We start from the raw sequence: 16,414 nt of genomic DNA on the forward strand, positions 1-16,414 counted from the left end.
AAAGTCTATGCCAGTAAATTTATGTCAAACCGAGTTACTGATAATGATGTTGGGGTTGAGTTCCTGCGTGGTTAAGTATTTCAGGTTTTTCCGTCAGCAGTTCAATAAACGCATCGGCCATTGACACATTCGAAACAAAACCTTCTCCCTTCATTTTCAGTATCGCATCATATCCCTCTTTGCCTTTCATGGTATAGGCCGAAGAGGTTCCACAATAATAACGATTAAGATCAATTGGTTGCCAACCTTTTTGCTCATCAAATAACAACACATTTGTGATGCGTTGTCCTACAGGCCGATCGGCGGCATAAGTAAACGAGAGATTGTGGGTGTAAGGATAACTGCCAGAACCTGTGCCGTCGACCCCATTGCCCAGCGCATTATTAATCGCCCCTTCAAGCATCTCAATTAAGGTTTCTCCCTGCACTCGGTAGACACCAATAGGAACGGCAAAAGGCAATAAATTTCCGGCAATGTCTGCCACCGAAACTTGTCCGGCGTTGAGCGAGTTTCTGACTCCACCAGCGTTATGTATTGCAAACTGCACGGGGTGCCCTCTTTGCCGCATGGCATAGACGAATGATTGAGCCACCAAAGGAGCCAACTCACTCGGCCCAGTTTCATCAGGAATTCTGACGTGTCTTAAGAAACGATCAGCATGTGCGATAATATTTTGTTGCAGCTGACGTACTCGCGGCATGTATTTATCGATCAATATTCCTTGGACCTGCGGATCTTTCTTACACACCACCACATTAGGGTGCTGGCTTAAAAATTCGCACGCCGCTAAATGGGTGTTATCGGTGCCCGCTTCGCTCATGCTGGCATCAAGAAACAGTCGACGGCCAAGTAACAGTTCATTACGACCCTGAAATTTGTCCACTTTACCATCGGCTGAAAAGTCGATATAACAATGACCTAAGCTCAAAGAATGATAACCGGATTGGACGACATAAGTGTCGTTAATTCTTAAACCATACTCGTCATCTTTCATCAGCCCTAGTGCACTAAAATCGCCTTGTAATCGGTGGCTATGCCCGCCGACGACAACACTAATGCCTTCCACTTGCTGTGCGAGCTCAATGTCCGCTTCATAACCTAAATGGCTAAGTAGAACAATTTTGTTGATCCCTTTAGCGCGTATTTCAGCAACCGTATTTTTCGCCGTTTGGATAGCGTTAATAAATGGAGTATCGAGATCTGGGTTGGCAATATCAGCCATTTTATCGAGTGACAAGCCGAAAATTGCAACCGTTTCATCACCAGCCTGTTTTTCTATCCAGCGAGCGTATTTACCTTGAGGTTGATAACTTATCACTTGCGGGCTACTGGCTATTGGAAAAGGCTTATTCGATCTTTCATTGGAGAGATCCCAATTGCCAGCTAGCAATGGAAATTGAATACGTTTAACAAAATGGGCAACGGGTTCATTACCCATATCCAGTTCGTGATTGCCTAATGCCATCGCATCAAGATTCAATGCGTTGAGCATGTCCGCATTGGCTTTACCTTTAAATAGCGAGAAATAGAGCGTGCCTTGGAAACAATCCCCAGCGTGTAAAAATACAAAGGCTCGCTTCATACGCGCCGCATCTTCTTTCAATTGCTGAACTCGTGTTGCAATTCGTGCAAAGCCGCCAGCGCTTACATACGGTGTTAAAGTCTGCTGTTGGATGTGGAGAGTCAATTGCAGCGATGTCGGTTCAAAATATGAGTGAGTGTCATTAATGTGTGCCAGCATAATTGATGCTGGTCTATTCTTTTTATGCATCATTTATCTTTCTCTTCTTTTTCCACTCTATCCTAGCTGAAGAATCATGACAGAATCGTGACTTTTATGAAACGAGTTTGAAAATATAATTACGCTAAGTCAACCTCATCACGCTTTGTAGCCTTTGTCTCATTCGGCTGCCCCTACATAAACACTTGATATGTGAGCCAGCAGCCTACTTATCTGCATAATTTCCATTATGCTTAAAGAAAAACAGACTCAGCGAGAAGCTAACTTGTTGAGTTATAAAAGGAGTCTGCCTATGCATCTAGAGCGAATTGAAATTTCCGGATTCAGAGGAATCAAACGTTTATCGCTCGCTTTTGATGAACTCACCACATTGATCGGTGAAAATACTTGGGGTAAGTCCTCATTGTTGGACGCCTTATCAGTAGTGCTACCAGCCAACGGTGTACCTTATCAATTTGAAATGCAAGATTTCCACGTCGATTACTCTATCGCTCATCCTCAAACTCAGCATTTACAAATTGTCTTAAGCTTTGTTTCTACAGACAAAAATGAATCTCGATCCGGCCGTTATCGTAAGCTGAGGCCGATTTGGGTTGAAGATGAAACGGGTACGAAACGGATATTCTATCGCATCAGTGCCACTCGTGAGCGATATGATATTACCACTCGCTACCTGTTTTTAGACCTCGAAGGCAATCCACTACCGCTGCATCATTCCGAAAAATTAGCACAAGAGCTGATGAGCTTACACCCAGTGATCCGTTTGAAAGATTCACGACGTTTCGAGCGACCTTTCGTTAATGGTAACGGTAAAAATTCTCGCGCCGAAAAACGCATTGATAATACCTGTCGTCGTTTACTGGCCATCCCTGGGCATGTCAACAAAGGCGAAATGAGAAGTAGCCTTAACTCAATGAATGTATTAGTTGATCACTATTTTTCATTCAAAAGTCAGACACGTAAAAACCCAAGACAGCAACGTGACAGCTTAGTCTATTCCAACCCAGCCGCCGATAAAAACATAAGCCAATTTGTTGAAGAGACTAAAAATAAGCAAACTCGTTTGCTGTTGATGGGTTTACTCAATGCTTATCTCCAAGCCAAAGGCCCGACCGACCTACGACGTTGCGCTAGGCCGCTGCTGATTATCGAAGATCCGGAAGGTCGATTGCACCCTACTCATCTGGCACGTGCTTGGAGTTTACTTCAACTATTGCCTATGCAAAAAATCCTCACAACGAACAGTGGTGATCTGCTTGGCTCTGTTCCCCTTCATTCGATTCGGCGTTTGGTGCGTACTTCTGACCGTACCATTGCAACTTCGATGATCTCCCGTGGATTGAGTAAGGACGAACTGCGACGTATCGGTTTCCATATTCGCTTTCATCGCTCAGGGGTGCTTTTTGCTCGCTGTTGGTTGTTGGTTGAAGGAGAAACTGAGGTGTGGCTGTTTAGTGAGCTGGCTCGCCAGTGTGGCTATAACCTAGCCGCCGAAGGAGTACAAATTGTTGAATTTGCTCAGTCTGGTCTGAAGTCCTTAATTAAAGTGGCGAAAGCATTTGGCATTGACTGGCATGTCGTGACTGATGGCGATCCTGCTGGCAAAAAATATTCGTCAACAGTACGCGGTATGCTGACAGGTGATCAAGAACGGCATCGCCTGACCGAACTTCCCGATCGAGATATCGAACACTTTCTGTACTCTCATGGCTTTGAACACTTCTTCAAAGATTTGATTAAAATACCTTACGATCATCCAATCCCTGCGAAAAAAGTGGTCACACGTGTGCTGAAAAAACACGCGAAACCTGATTTGGCGCTCGCCATCGTTTCCCATTGTGAACAACAAGGTGTGGACTTTATTCCTGTACTGCTGCGCTGGACACTAAAACGAGTGATTACGATGGCCAATGGCCACACGTAAAAAAGGCACACATGATTGTGTGCCTCGTATCATTTCCATTTAGCTATATGTGACTAATCTTATATTGAATGGGTATATCAACAATTTTGATGAATCGATACGGATCAATTGGGGGTAACGTTTACCAATGCGGATTTCACCAGCATTAGCCTTAAACACAAATTAACAAGTTGAGGATTTAGAGCGCGTTTCAACAGTTACGCTATCGCTCAGCGTTGGCTGGCTAGATCGGTGATGCAACCACATACCACTTGTTTTCATCGCAAAACCAAAAAGGCCACCTAATAAAAGTGATGGAATAACCAGTTGCCAATCTCCACCCGCAGCAAAAGTGGCACAAGCGCCAATAAAGGTTCCAGGGATATAACCAAGCCACGCTTTCGACGCTTGAATGCACATTAAAAATGCCACTACCGCAGTGACAACGTAACCCAAAATATCCAAGCTCACCAAGCTGGATGAATGAATAATGACCATTGCCCAAAAAACGCCACTGATATTAGTTATCAAACTTTCTGCAAGACCTTTAATACCCTCGGTTGGAGAGGCAAAATAACTCGTACATCCTAAAAAGCCAGCCCATGATAGTAAGCCTAACGAAACGGCTATCCAGCCCCAAACACCAGAAAGAATGCCTGTCGTTAGTGAAATTGCAAATAGTGTGCTCATAGCGCCCTCATTTAGCCGCTATCTGCCTGTCATTTAACAAGCCGTTGCTATAGCGACATCAATAAATCAAGTGCCGATATTAAAAGCTTCAACCACAGATGACTAGTGACCTAAGTCATGAAATAAATGCAATGACTGCACTTATTTCATTGAAATGTTGACGCAAACGATAAATCAACACATTTGAAGTGCTTTTTAATCAAGCATGAGCGTTAGATTAGGTGATGAGGGAGTGTAGCATGATGCTAAATGCGAACACTCAACAGCTTCACTTATCACACCCCATATTGAGAAGTAACAAAGTAAATCATAACCAAGATTAACAAGCTTAAAGTACGCTTGGTCGTCCTTTCATCATGCGCAGTCCTTCACGCTTAATGCACTCAACCAACGGGTTTTCAGCCATATCTGCTCGCCAAATAAACGACAAGGTTCTTTCCATATTCAGATCAGGCACATTGAGCGCTACCAGTTGGCCATTCTCAATAAAGCGTTCTACATCGAGGTAAGGTAAACAAGTTAAGTACGGACCATTCGCAACCATACTGCGTAGCACAGGAACATGTTCGTACTCTCGCCACACATCTAAATCGGAAATAAGATGGTGAATCGAGCTATCAAAAATATTGCGAGTGCCAGAACCGTGCTCTCTTAACACCCATTTAGCTTGTTCAAGCTGTGCAAGACTCACCGTTTTACATTTGGCAAAAGGATGATGAGCCGAAGCTATCACTGTTAGGTGATCTCGACACCACACTTCTTGGGAAATACGGTTATCATCGCATCGACCTTCAATGATACCAAGGTCATATTTGTAGTCGAGGATGCCATCGATCACCCCTTTGGTGCTTTTCACACCAAGCTCAATACGCATCTCTGGGAAATCGTTATCAAGAATGCTGATAAGGTCTGGAACGAGGTGCTCGGCAGGGGTCTGGCTGGCCCCCATACTGATTTCACCGCTAAGCAAGTGCTGATCATAAAAGCCCATTTCGATCTGCTGAGCATCTTGTAATAAACGCTTCGCTTTCGGCCTAAGCCACATTCCCCAATGAGTTAATGCCATCTGCTTTCCTTGTCTTTCGAACAAAGGGCGACCTAACATTTTTTCCAATTGTGCTAGCGACATGCTGGTCGCGGATTGAGTTAACGCTAATTTATCCGCAGCTTGACTGACGCTGCCACTATCGGCAACAGCATCGAAAACTGCTAATTGTTTGAGTGAATACCGCACTGCTTTTCCTATTTAGCTTTCATCTACTGCGCGCCACACCTTTAATTTCAAGGGAGTTAATATGCGCAAACGGTTTCATTCTACTCTTTCATTTATTCATATCAATTCATTTGATGAGTAATCTAAAAATTATCAATTTTACTACTTCATGACTCGTTCGTTAGTCTGTATGGGAAGCAAGGCATGACGCTTTGTTTGAACTTGGGAGGTAATTATGAAATTGAGCTTTGGGAGCGTGTATGTCTGCAGCCTACTCTGAAAATAAACAGCTGTTCTCACCGATTGAGATGATGGCAGAAGCCGAGAAATTTGCATTAAGCAAAGCCAAGAAAAGTAGCGGTATGACACTGAGCCTTGCCATTATGGCTGGTGCTTTTATCGGCTTAGCATTTTTGTTCTACATCACTGTCACCACAGGCAGTGCTAACGCAGGTTGGGGGCTCAGTCGGTTAGCGGGTGGTTTAGCCTTTAGCATGGGGCTGATTTTAATCGTGATTTGTGGCGGTGAACTGTTCACCAGTTCCGTATTGTCGAGCATTTCTTGGGCCAATAAACAAATCAGCTTTAGCAAAATGTTATCCATTTGGGGCAAGGTTTATATCGGTAACTTCATTGGTGCCATGTTCTTACTGCTTTTGGTTACTGGGGCTGGTCTCTATCAGTTGGATGATGGTCAATGGGGGTTGAATGCGCTGAACATCGCACAGCACAAACTGCACCATACACCTGTTCAAGCATTTTCTCTTGGGGTGCTATGTAACTTACTGGTTTGTCTTGCTATTTGGTTAACGTTTAGCTCTGCCAATGCAATGACCAAAGCCGCAATGACAATTTTGCCTGTGGCGATGTTCGTCTCTAGCGGCTTTGAGCACTGCGTAGCCAACATGTTTATGGTCCCTTTAGGCATTGTGATTCAAAACTTTGCACCAGAGAGCTTCTGGCAGCAGATCGGTATCAGTGCCACTCATTACGCAGATTTGAATATTCATCAATTTGTGGTGGCAAACCTTATCCCAGTGACTTTGGGCAATATTGTCGGCGGTGCTGTGTTGGTTGGTCTCGCCAACTGGTCTATTTTCCGCCGTCCACAACTTAAAGCCGCAAACATTAGCACTATTACGGAAACAGCAACAATTACGTCAGTGAAGGAAACGAAAATGAATAAAGCAATTACAGTTAAAGACATTATGAACACCCAACCTGTAACTCTAGGCGTGGAAATGCCAACCGCAGTAGCGATTGATATGTTGCTGGATAACCAGCTCGATAGTGCTCCTGTGGTTGATGTGGCTGGTCGTTTGGTCGGGTTTTTCTCAGCTCACGATGTCATGGTGGATTTATGGTGCCAAGACTACCTCCCTACCGAAGGGCAAAAAGTGGTGGATCTTATGAGCCGCGATGTTATCGCCATCGATGCATCTGACCGTCTGATTGATATCGCCGAGTTTTTATGCATCGATAAAGAACAGCTATACCCTACCACTAGCATGGGTATTGCTACTCGTTTTAGCTCACTCTCTTTAGAAGAGCGCGCAAAAAGCATGAAAGTGAACAAACCACAAAATCTCCCCGTCCTTGAAGATGGCAAGTTTGTCGGTATGCTAACTCGTAACCATGTACTGGCAGCACTACGTCCAATTTATGGCGAGCGTCTAAGCGTGGTCAAAGAGCGTACGTTAGAAACGGCTTAACACGTTGTTTTGTTCAAAATGGTTTTTGGTCAGGAAATAAGTCGCTTGACTAAAAAGCAAAGGCCCCGCATTGCGGGGTCTCTTTGATTCATCTATTTCGCTTGTTACTATCCCTGACGCCACCAGCGTCCGACGCATGGGTTTTCAGGATCAAGATATCGATTCAATAACGTTAAGTTGCTGTCGAACAAAATGAGATAAGGTTGAATCTCACTGACACTTAACGCCCCCTTTGTGGCATTGATACACTGCATCAATAAATCCGTAAGGCAGCGAACAAAAACCCACTTTGGGTTGTCTGCGATTTTATGGTTGATCGCTAAAATAGCCTCATATGCGATTTGGTAGGGAATGGCTCTCACTTGCGTGAGATCGCGCAAAAATGAGCCCGCTACAACACCTTCAAGATAGACACGGTAAGTCGTTAGTTGATCGACCAATAGAAACAATTCCGCGGCTAAATGCGTATAAGGGTATTTCACCGCTAGGTGATCGTGCAGATCCGGTGAAATAGCCAGCGTGATCTCCATCATTTCACAGCGTTGTTTTAGCACTCGCAGTAACCCTTGTTCATCCATTAGTTGCTGAATTTCAAAAATACGCTGCAAGTGATAGTCGTTAGAAATGAAAGTGACAGGTAATGTTTTTTGCGTATCAATACCACCGTTTTTTGCAGCTCTAACGCGACGTTTTCGATATTTTCTACCGTGCTGGTTGAGTACTCTTCCAGCAAAATGCGGTTATTCGAAAGTGACACATTGAGCCGAGTAAGTTCCGATTGAAGATAATGGCTTCAGAAATCTGTTGCCCTAGCGTGAGCCCACCGCATAAAGCAATGACACTATGATCGATGTCATGACGTTGTAACGCCTTAACGAGGCCATCAACACGGCTACGCCCTTCTAATGTTAATTGCTGATCAACAAGTCGTTTACCCAATACGATATAAAGATGCTCGGCTACCATCGTTATTTTTCTCTCTCCATTCCAGCCACCATAAAACTTGTGTCATAGCAATCGACACCAAGAAAGCAGCAGCATTAAAACGTATGGTTTGGTAACACGTAAATACTCCTACATGTGCATAGTGCTTGAGTCAAAAAATAAAATAAACAATCGCTTTTTAAACATTACTCAAACGATAGCCACGCATTAGAAATGCTCGTGCATAAAGTAAGGTTTCTGCGATAATTGCTTCAATTTATTTATAACTACCGATGATAAAATCCACAGGAATAAACTCTAAAAATCCACTACATGGAGAGATTAATATGTGGAATAAACTCAATAAATCAATGATGTTCTGCCAAATGATGTTTGGCTTATCATTTTACGGGGTAATGGTTATCCTAACCCGTTTTTTTCTAGAAGATTTGGATTATAACGAAGCCGATACCATGATGGTGGTAGGAGCATTTTCATCCATTGGCCCCCTTTTTGCGATCGCTGGTGGTTTTATTGCCGATAAGTTCCTTGGCGCTTATCGTTCATTAACCATTGCCTACGGCGCTTTTGCTCTTGGTTACACACTACTGGTGCTGGGTGCCTCAACAACCAACGTCGCGATGGCATTAGCAGGCATCGCTTTAGCGAGCTACGCACGCGGATTAATGTCTCCTTCTTACCCCAGTTTATATAAACGCACTTTTAGCTCCCAAGAACATTTTGAAAACTGTTACCCTGTCAATTATTCGGTAAACAATGTGGGGGCACTACTTGGTCAATATTTATTCCCGATGTTTGTTTTAGTGATCGGTTTTCACGGTAGTTTTATGCTCTCAGCCATTTTGGCAGCGTTCGCCTTTGCCACTTTAATTGTGTTTAACAAATCATTAGTGAATGCTGCAGCTGAGATTGATCAAGCTCCCGTAAGCGTGAAAAACTGGCTCGCCTTTTGTGCAGTATCATGCGCGATGGTTGGGCTAGTTTTCTTCATGTTTTCTAATATGGACATCGGTCAAAACATCGTTTATGCCATTGGTGCGGCTGCCATTTTTTACTTCATCTTTTTGATGTTTAAAGCGAATCGATCCGATACCTTGAAAATGGGCACTATTCTTATCATGACGGTGCTCACCACCTGTTTCTTTGTCTATTACGGGCAAATGATGACCTCCATGACCATGGTAACCATTAATACGATGCGTGGTGACTTATTTGGATTAATTCCAATCGCTCCTGAAGCATCAATGGCGATGAACCCACTGTGGTGCATTGTTGCTGGGCCAGTCATTGCTATGACTTTCTCTTCACTGGAAAAGCGAGGCATTAATTTTTCAACAGCCACTAAAATTGGCTTTGCATTCATCTTTACCGCCATTGCATTTGGCATTTTAACCATGGCAGTCATGAATATTGGTGCTGATGTTGTCATCAGACCAGAAGTCTTTTTGGTGATCCACTTCTTCCAAGCTTTTGCGGAAGTCATTGTTGGTAGTTTAGTAGTGGCCTTCATTTTGTCAGTGGCTCCCAAGCACATCGAAAACTTTTCGGTTAGCCTCTTTTCAGTCGCCATCGCCTTAAGCGGCATTGTGGGTGCGGTGTTCTCAACCTCCATCGCATTAGAAAAAGGTCAAGTGATCAGTCAGCATATCGTCCAAAGCGTTTATGGCGACTACTTTAAAATGCTCACGATCTTAGCCGTAGTGATGGTAGCAGTGGCCATCGTCGCTTCATTGGTTGTTCGACAAATGCTTGAAGCATCAAAAATGAACGAACGGGATGAACTTACAGAAGTTGCACCTAACGAAGTTTAAACATCAGCAAAATGTGAGCATTATTAAGCCTCATACCATTATGCGTATGGGGCTTTTTATCTGCAAAGTTACATATTCCCATCTCTTCAAAGTAAAATAACGTAAATGATAGTTATTATCATTGAATCAATTGAGCACTCAGTTTAAGGTTATACCTACAAAAGACAAAACGGTAATCTAGAGACTAATGAAAAAAGAAACAGAACCTAAACGCTCTTTCTATCCACTCACGGTTGTGGGTAGTCAGCAGATTTCGCCTTCCCTGCAACGCATTACGTTACAGGGTGACTCAATTGAGCATTTTACACTTGAAAACGAAGGCGATTATATCAAGCTGTTGTTTAGTGAAGATGGTGGCACTGATTTGTCACGGTTAACCCCTGATCAGCGCCCAATAATGCGCACTTATACCATTCGAAGTTTTGATGCGACCAACAATCGCATTGAAATCGATTTTGTACGGCACGAAGCGGAAGATAAGCAGTGCGGATTTGCAGTCAGATGGGCGATGCATACGGCCATTGGTGATACAATTTCAATCGCTGGCCCAGGTAAAGCTCAAGGGTTGAATCCCAATGGGAAATGGTTTTTCTTAGCCGCTGACATGACCGCGATCCCTGCTCTTGCAGCTCAATTAAAACGCTTACCACGTGATGCAAAAGGTTATGCAGTAATTGAAATTGAGCATGTGGATGACAAACAGGCACTACAGGCTCCGGAGAACATAGAGATCTCTTGGGTCGTGAAAGACAGCAGCACCAATTTGGCGACTTCGGTTATCGAGAAAAATTGGCTGGGTGAGAATGGCTCGGTATGGTGTGCGTGTGAATTTGATACCATGCGCGCGCTAAGAGAGTATTTTCGCAATGAAAAAGAGATAGCCAAAGACTATATTTATATCAGCAGCTACTGGAAACGTGGCGTCAGTGAAGATGGGCATAAACAGCTCAAACAAACGGATGCACAAACTCAGTCATAAACAGCAATAACACAGTAAAAAGGTGACTTAATAGAGGTCGCCTTTTTCATTGAATGCGCTCAATTTTCAACGAACATAGCTTTAACAGACCTAGCTTTAACAAACCTAGCTTTAACGGACATAGCCTCAGCGGGCCACAGTGAGCTTGGCTAACGACTCAATACAAATCGCGTCATGTCGCCAGTATTCGATGCCACAATCGATCAGTTCACCCTGTTGATTATAATTAATGCGCTCAACGACCATCGCCGGAGTGCCTGATGTAGCGCGTAGCGCTTGCGCCATATGACCAAGCAAAGAGCTAGTGGTAATTCGATAACGGACTGTTTGATACTCCACGGCAAAATGGTCGCGATAAATATCCGTCAGTGATTGAGACAAATCGAAAGTCAGCAAGTTGGGAAACAATTCAGGGCGCACGTAATTCGTCACATAGACCACGGGGCGATCTTCTAAATAACGCACACGATCAATTTGGTAAACATCCGAAAATGGCTTTAATCCCAATAAGAGCGATGCTTGTTTATTGGCTAATAGCGCTTTTGCCCTCATCAGTTCCGTTTTTGGTACTCGGTTTTGTGCTAAAGCCATGTTGGTAAAATTCAGAGTTTGGGTTGGGTCGTAACGTATCGGCTCGGGAGAAATAAACCAACCTCGCCGATCTTCTCGGTAGATCTTGCCATCCGCTTCCAACAGAGACAAAGCCTCACGCAGGGTAACGCGTGTGGTATTAAACGACTCTGCAAGTTTTCGTTCAGAAGGTAATTTTTGACGAGGGGCAAGCATGCCAGCATCGATTTGTTCAACAATCACATCTTTAATTTTTACGTACTGCACAACATCCACTCCCAGCCTAAATACGTGCATGCCAAATTTATAACAAACTGATACCGTATTATTTGCATTCTATGTCGAACAAGATTAATGTCATAGCCTGAATCGCAATAACATTGACGTTAATTTTTATACCGCCTAGCTTTTGGGCGGTATTTCTTTTTGGAGTATTAAAAATGTCAAACTTAGCACCTGTCTTAGTTTCAAGCCTTGATATGGACAGAATATCCGCATTACTGGATGGCATGCCTAAACTAACGCCAGAGTTAGAAAAGCTCGAGGCTGAGTTGGATAGAGCCACCATTGTCGCCCCACAAGAGATGCCAAATAATGTGGTGAGCATGAATTCGACCGTACGCTTCAAGTTTATCGACAGTGATGAAGTGATCGAAAAAAATCTTGTGTATCCGCATGAAGTGAAAAGCAGTCAAGATATCTCTGTTTTTGCCCCAGTAGGCAGTGCATTGTTGGGCCTAGCTGTTGGTCAACAGCTCAGTTGGCCAATGCCAGGTGGTAGAGAAAGAGTGATTGAGATTCTTGATGTAGTTTATCAACCTGAGCGTGACGGTGAATTCAACCGCTAACGAATCTATTTGTTGGTGTGGAGGTCGATATCATCACTCCACACCCCAAGCCACATCATTGTAAATAATTATGCGACCAAAATATCTTTAAGTTCGTGCAATGAACGCACATGGTAGTGTGGCTCGATACCCTCAACAGCACTTGCGCCAGTAGAGTTTAGCCAACAGGTCTCAATACCAAAATTCAAGCCACCTAGAATATCGGAATGCGGGTTATCCCCTACCATCAATACACGATTTTTAGCAGGGTTGCCCATTTTGTCTAACGCGTAGGCAAAAATCCCGTGATCGGGTTTCGCTACACCAACCTCTTCTGAAATAATCACGTGGTCAAAGTATTCACTCATCCCCGTTCTTTGCAAACGAATCGCTTGAAGTTCGGTAAAACCATTAGTAATGATGCCAAGTTTCGCTCGACCTGTAAGGGCATCCAATAACTCTTTTGCTCCTGGTAGTGGAGTGCAGATATCAGCCATGGCTTCAAGAAATGCGCTGTTTAATTCCGTGGTTGTCGTCGCGAGCTTTTCTGCCCACTCTGCAAAACGAGTATGCTTCAACTGCGCCGCCGTGATATCACCATTTTGGTAATCGACCCACAGTGGTTTATTAACTTCTTGGTACTGCGCAAAATCTTGTTCAGTAAACAACACTCCTTTGCGCTCAAACATCAGCTGCATACCTTTGAAAGCATCAAAATGAAACAAGGTCTCGTCAGCGTCAAATAAAATCCAGTCGTACTTCATGATCTCTCCTCATAATGTTCGGGCTAGTTTAGATTGTTTTTAGTTAAATGATAATCTCTATCAGAAGAAACTTTTAAAATTCAATGTGATAACGAATCTAATCGTCCCTGTAATAAAAAAGGCTCCAATGAGCCTTTTCTTATGCTTAATATTGCAAATTATGATGCTTTTTCAGCTTCGTTAACCATAGAAAGCGCCAATGCTTCGGCCGCTTTAATACCATCAATGCCTGCTGATAAAATCCCGCCCGCATAACCTGCACCTTCACCTGCCGGATAAAAGCCTTTCAGGTTGATGCTTTGGAAATCTTTACCCCGTTTAATGCAAATGGGTGATGACGTGCGAGTTTCTACTCCAGTTAACAAACCATCCTCAGAGGCAAATCCTTTGATCTGCTTATCAAACGCTGGGATCGCTTCACGAATGGCTTCAATGGCAAAATCAGGCAACGCTTTTGAAATATCTGTCAACTTGATGCCGGGTGTAAAAGAGGGTTCGACATCACCTAACGCACTCGGATCACGACCTTGTAAAAAGTCACCAATTTTTTGTGCTGGCGCATCGTAGTTTTCGCCGCCAAGTTGATAAGCTCGTGATTCAAGTTCACGTTGGAAGCGCACGCCCGCTAGCGGATCACCGGGATAATCACGTTCAGGATCAATACCCACTACAATCGCACTGTTAGCATTACGTTCTGCGCGAGAATATTGGCTCATGCCATTGGTCACAACGCGCCCCTCTTCAGAAGTAGCCGCCACTACCGTGCCACCGGGGCACATGCAGAAGCTATAAACGGTGCGGCCATTCTTACAGTGGTGAACCAATTTGTAGTCCGCCGCGCCAAGAATGGGGTTACCCGCATTCGAACCAAAACGCGCTTCATCAATCATTGATTGTTTATGTTCAATACGGAACCCTACTGAAAAGGGTTTGGCTTCCATATAAACGCCACGTTCATGCAGCATTTCAAAGGTATCACGTGCACTATGACCGACCGCAAGGACAACATGACGCGTTTTAATTTCCTCACCATTTGACAGCGTAAGCCCGGTAATTTGCCCTTCTTCGATGTGAATGTCATCAACGCGAGTACTAAAACGAATTTCACCGCCTAATTCGATGATTTTGGCACGCATTTTTTCAATCATGGTCACCAATTTGAACGTACCAATATGCGGCTTGCTCACGTACATGATTTCAGCAGGTGCGCCCGCAGCGACAAATTCTGTAGTGACCTTACGGCCATAGAAGTTAGGATCTTTCACTTGGCTATAGAGTTTTCCATCAGAAAAAGTCCCCGCTCCACCTTCGCCAAACTGCACGTTAGATTCAGTATTCAATGTACGTTTACGCCAAAAACCAAAGGTATCTTTGGTGCGTTCGCGCACTTCTTTACCACGCTCGACAATGATTGGGTTAAACCCCATTTGAGCAAGAATCAGTCCTGCGAATAGACCACAAGGGCCAAAGCCTATCACCACTGGGCGCTCAGTAAGATTCGCTGGCGCTTGAGCAACGAATTTGTACTCCATATCCGGCGTCACTTTCACATGCGGATCATCAGCAAACTGAGCAAGCAACTCCGTTTCATTCTCCACGCTCACATCTAGCGTGTAAATCAGCATGATTTTCGTTTTCTTACGAGCATCGTAGCCACGTTTAAACATATTGAATGAAAGAACTTGTTCATCAGCAATACCAAGTTTTTCAGTAATAGCAGCAAAAATTGCCCCTTCCTCGTGGTCCAAAGGAAGTTTAATTTCGGTTAAACGTATCATGTCGGTGTCTCGTTTTAGTCGGTGTCTTAGCCAAAGCCGCAAGCGGCCCGCTCACAATGGCGCGCATTTTACGGGAAATGGCGTTATCTGTCATACTAAATCCCGAATTCATCACACGTTACGCTAGATATTCATAGCGTTGGATGTTGAAATTTAACTTGGGATGCGTATTATCCCCATTCTTCATTTTTGACTAACTAAGAGCTGATCATCATGGCGTTTGTCGTAACGGATAATTGCATCCAATGTAAATTTACTGACTGTGTCGCGGTATGCCCTGCAGATGCCTTTCACGAAGGCCCCAATTTTATGGTGATCAACCCCATTGAATGCATTGATTGCGGTTTATGTGTTCCTGAATGTGCAGCTCAAGCTATCTTTCAAGAAGATGAACTCCCAGAAGATCAGAAGATTTACATCGAACTCAATGCTGAGCTTGCCGACATATGGCCGGTGCAAACCGAAGTCAAACCAGCCATGGATGATGCTGAAAAATGGAATGGCGTGCCAAACAAACTGGGGATGTTAGAGAAGTAGTCTTTTCTTCTTATAACTAAGCGTTATAAAAAAAGCGCAAACACGGCATCCGTTATCACGCTTTTTGACGACAATCCAAAGCAACAACTTTCAAGCTTTACTTATTGATCGAGTGATCTTGGTTTGATCTAGTGATGTTGGCGGCGCAGGTTATCCAAAATAATACCCGTAGCCATTGCTACGTTAAGTGACTCAGCTCCCCCGAAGGCGGGAATGGTGATTTTGTCGGTGACATATTGAGCCGCTTCGGCACGAATACCATGCGATTCACTGCCCATCAATAAAATCCCTTCTGCTGCAAATTTCGTATGATGAACGTTCTCACCTTCTAAAAAAGCCCCATAAACAGGTAGATTTGAACTCTGTAAATAAGCGCTCAAATCCACTTGGCTCACCGTAACACGCCCAAAGCTACCCATGGTGGCACTGATGGTCTTTGGATTGTATGGATCGGCGCAATCGTGGCTAGCGACAATGTGTTTAATGCCATACCAATCAGCGACACGGATAATCGTCCCTAAATTACCGGGGTCAGAAACACCATCGAGAGCGATCATCAATCCTTTCGCTTCAGGCACCGTCACTTCGGGGATCTCAACGACTGCGATTGCCGCATTATTGCTCACCAAAGTGCTGGCTTTGGTTAAGTCATCTAATGTGGCCTCAATGCATTCAAAAACACTAAGCTCAACGCGGTTTTGTGCGATAAACTCCGCAGTGGCAAAAACCTGCTTTACCGTCAGTTGGCTGTTAATCAATTCCAACACGTTCTTTTCGCCTTGCACTAAAAACAGGCCATGAGCCTTGCGCTGTTTCTTTTGGCCTAAAGCACGAAGTAGTTTCAGTTGGTTTTTTGAAATCATAAAATATCCGCAGTGAGGTAAGGTTGGCCTAGTAAAAACGCCGCATTATAGAGTAAAGGCCGCCAGAGCTAAAGCAGTGTA

General features: G+C 44.0%; 15 protein-coding genes. 6 read left to right on the forward strand and 9 right to left on the reverse strand.

Features of this window, described 5'->3' with window-relative positions; all coding sequences use genetic code 11:
- Window positions 1-34: 34 nt before the first annotated feature.
- Complete coding sequence (locus AACQ42_RS06930; protein WP_094164962.1) at window positions 35-1,774, reverse strand: bifunctional metallophosphatase/5'-nucleotidase; 1,740 nt, start codon at window positions 1,772-1,774, stop codon at window positions 35-37.
- A gap of 259 nt (window positions 1,775-2,033) precedes the next feature.
- Between AACQ42_RS06930 and AACQ42_RS06935 the strand changes: the two genes are divergently transcribed.
- The gene (locus tag AACQ42_RS06935; protein ID WP_094164964.1) at window positions 2,034-3,665 is read left to right on the forward strand and encodes an ATP-dependent endonuclease; all 1,632 of its coding nucleotides are present in this window, start codon (window positions 2,034-2,036) and stop codon (window positions 3,663-3,665) included.
- A 162-nt stretch (window positions 3,666-3,827) separates the two neighbouring features.
- On the opposite strand, the gene AACQ42_RS06940 is transcribed toward AACQ42_RS06935, so the two are convergent.
- Window positions 3,828-4,334 carry a DUF1097 domain-containing protein gene (locus tag AACQ42_RS06940; RefSeq protein ID WP_094164966.1) on the reverse strand — a complete coding sequence of 169 codons (507 nt, stop codon included), beginning with the start codon at window positions 4,332-4,334 and terminating at the stop codon, window positions 3,828-3,830.
- A gap of 328 nt (window positions 4,335-4,662) precedes the next feature.
- Window positions 4,663-5,568: a LysR substrate-binding domain-containing protein gene (locus tag AACQ42_RS06945; RefSeq protein WP_013867825.1), complete on the reverse strand. Its 906-nt coding sequence runs from the start codon at window positions 5,566-5,568 to the stop codon at window positions 4,663-4,665.
- Between the two features lie 239 nt (window positions 5,569-5,807).
- Between AACQ42_RS06945 and focA the strand changes: the two genes are divergently transcribed.
- Window positions 5,808-7,259, forward strand: a complete 1,452-nt coding sequence (gene focA, locus AACQ42_RS06950) for a formate transporter FocA (RefSeq protein WP_094164968.1) — start codon at window positions 5,808-5,810, stop codon at window positions 7,257-7,259.
- A gap of 107 nt (window positions 7,260-7,366) precedes the next feature.
- On the opposite strand, the gene AACQ42_RS06955 is transcribed toward focA, so the two are convergent.
- Window positions 7,367-7,867, reverse strand: a complete 501-nt coding sequence (locus AACQ42_RS06955; RefSeq protein ID WP_254918554.1) for a hypothetical protein — start codon at window positions 7,865-7,867, stop codon at window positions 7,367-7,369.
- 94 nt (window positions 7,868-7,961) lie between these two features.
- Window positions 7,962-8,225, reverse strand: coding sequence for a hypothetical protein (locus AACQ42_RS06960; protein ID WP_254918555.1), 264 nt, complete (start codon window positions 8,223-8,225; stop codon window positions 7,962-7,964).
- A 305-nt stretch (window positions 8,226-8,530) separates the two neighbouring features.
- Between AACQ42_RS06960 and AACQ42_RS06965 the strand changes: the two genes are divergently transcribed.
- The gene (locus tag AACQ42_RS06965; protein WP_094164970.1) at window positions 8,531-10,015 is read left to right on the forward strand and encodes a peptide MFS transporter; all 1,485 of its coding nucleotides are present in this window, start codon (window positions 8,531-8,533) and stop codon (window positions 10,013-10,015) included.
- 187 nt (window positions 10,016-10,202) lie between these two features.
- Window positions 10,203-10,994 carry a siderophore-interacting protein gene (locus AACQ42_RS06970; protein WP_094164972.1) on the forward strand — a complete coding sequence of 264 codons (792 nt, stop codon included), beginning with the start codon at window positions 10,203-10,205 and terminating at the stop codon, window positions 10,992-10,994.
- A 126-nt stretch (window positions 10,995-11,120) separates the two neighbouring features.
- On the opposite strand, the gene phnR is transcribed toward AACQ42_RS06970, so the two are convergent.
- Window positions 11,121-11,831, reverse strand: coding sequence for a phosphonate utilization transcriptional regulator PhnR (gene phnR / locus AACQ42_RS06975; protein ID WP_094164974.1), 711 nt, complete (start codon window positions 11,829-11,831; stop codon window positions 11,121-11,123).
- A 173-nt stretch (window positions 11,832-12,004) separates the two neighbouring features.
- Between phnR and rnk the strand changes: the two genes are divergently transcribed.
- On the forward strand, window positions 12,005-12,412 hold the full coding sequence (rnk, locus tag AACQ42_RS06980) for a nucleoside diphosphate kinase regulator (protein ID WP_026027712.1): 408 nt from the start codon (window positions 12,005-12,007) through the stop codon (window positions 12,410-12,412).
- Window positions 12,413-12,480: 68 nt separating this feature from the next.
- Here rnk and yjjG read toward each other — a convergent pair whose 3' ends face one another.
- Both yjjG and AACQ42_RS06990 read right to left on the reverse strand, forming a co-directional pair.
- Window positions 12,481-13,155: a pyrimidine 5'-nucleotidase gene (yjjG, locus tag AACQ42_RS06985; protein WP_017045536.1), complete on the reverse strand. Its 675-nt coding sequence runs from the start codon at window positions 13,153-13,155 to the stop codon at window positions 12,481-12,483.
- 158 nt (window positions 13,156-13,313) lie between these two features.
- Window positions 13,314-14,933, reverse strand: a complete 1,620-nt coding sequence (locus AACQ42_RS06990; RefSeq protein WP_038171574.1) for an NAD(P)/FAD-dependent oxidoreductase — start codon at window positions 14,931-14,933, stop codon at window positions 13,314-13,316.
- A 213-nt stretch (window positions 14,934-15,146) separates the two neighbouring features.
- Here AACQ42_RS06990 and fdxA point away from each other — a divergent pair, with 213 nt between their 5' ends.
- A complete protein-coding gene (fdxA, locus tag AACQ42_RS06995; protein ID WP_010318513.1) occupies window positions 15,147-15,470 on the forward strand; it encodes a ferredoxin FdxA in 324 nt (107 codons plus the stop codon).
- Between the two features lie 128 nt (window positions 15,471-15,598).
- On the opposite strand, the gene AACQ42_RS07000 is transcribed toward fdxA, so the two are convergent.
- Complete coding sequence (locus tag AACQ42_RS07000; RefSeq protein WP_019283145.1) at window positions 15,599-16,333, reverse strand: RNA methyltransferase; 735 nt, start codon at window positions 16,331-16,333, stop codon at window positions 15,599-15,601.
- Window positions 16,334-16,414: the final 81 nt, after the last annotated feature.

It is taken from the genome of Vibrio sp. V12_P9A6T4, assembly GCF_963874835.1.
GTDB classification, from domain to species: Bacteria; Pseudomonadota; Gammaproteobacteria; order Enterobacterales; family Vibrionaceae; genus Vibrio; species Vibrio anguillarum.

Excerpts from the sequence above, each read along its gene's own strand:
- AACQ42_RS06930 (WP_094164962.1), bottom strand. The coding sequence starts at position 1,774 with ATGATGCATAAAAAGAATAGACCAGCATCAATTATGCTGGCACACATT.
- AACQ42_RS06935 (WP_094164964.1), top strand. The coding sequence starts at position 2,034 with ATGCATCTAGAGCGAATTGAAATTTCCGGATTCAGAGGAATCAAACGT.
- AACQ42_RS06940 (WP_094164966.1), bottom strand. The coding sequence starts at position 4,334 with ATGAGCACACTATTTGCAATTTCACTAACGACAGGCATTCTTTCTGGT.
- focA (WP_094164968.1), top strand. The coding sequence starts at position 5,808 with ATGTCTGCAGCCTACTCTGAAAATAAACAGCTGTTCTCACCGATTGAG.
- AACQ42_RS06960 (WP_254918555.1), bottom strand. The coding sequence starts at position 8,225 with ATGGTAGCCGAGCATCTTTATATCGTATTGGGTAAACGACTTGTTGAT.
- AACQ42_RS06965 (WP_094164970.1), top strand. The coding sequence starts at position 8,531 with ATGTGGAATAAACTCAATAAATCAATGATGTTCTGCCAAATGATGTTT.
- AACQ42_RS06970 (WP_094164972.1), top strand. The coding sequence starts at position 10,203 with ATGAAAAAAGAAACAGAACCTAAACGCTCTTTCTATCCACTCACGGTT.
- rnk (WP_026027712.1), top strand. The coding sequence starts at position 12,005 with ATGTCAAACTTAGCACCTGTCTTAGTTTCAAGCCTTGATATGGACAGA.
- yjjG (WP_017045536.1), bottom strand. The coding sequence starts at position 13,155 with ATGAAGTACGACTGGATTTTATTTGACGCTGACGAGACCTTGTTTCAT.
- AACQ42_RS06990 (WP_038171574.1), bottom strand. The coding sequence starts at position 14,933 with ATGATACGTTTAACCGAAATTAAACTTCCTTTGGACCACGAGGAAGGG.
- fdxA (WP_010318513.1), top strand. The coding sequence starts at position 15,147 with ATGGCGTTTGTCGTAACGGATAATTGCATCCAATGTAAATTTACTGAC.
- AACQ42_RS07000 (WP_019283145.1), bottom strand. The coding sequence starts at position 16,333 with ATGATTTCAAAAAACCAACTGAAACTACTTCGTGCTTTAGGCCAAAAG.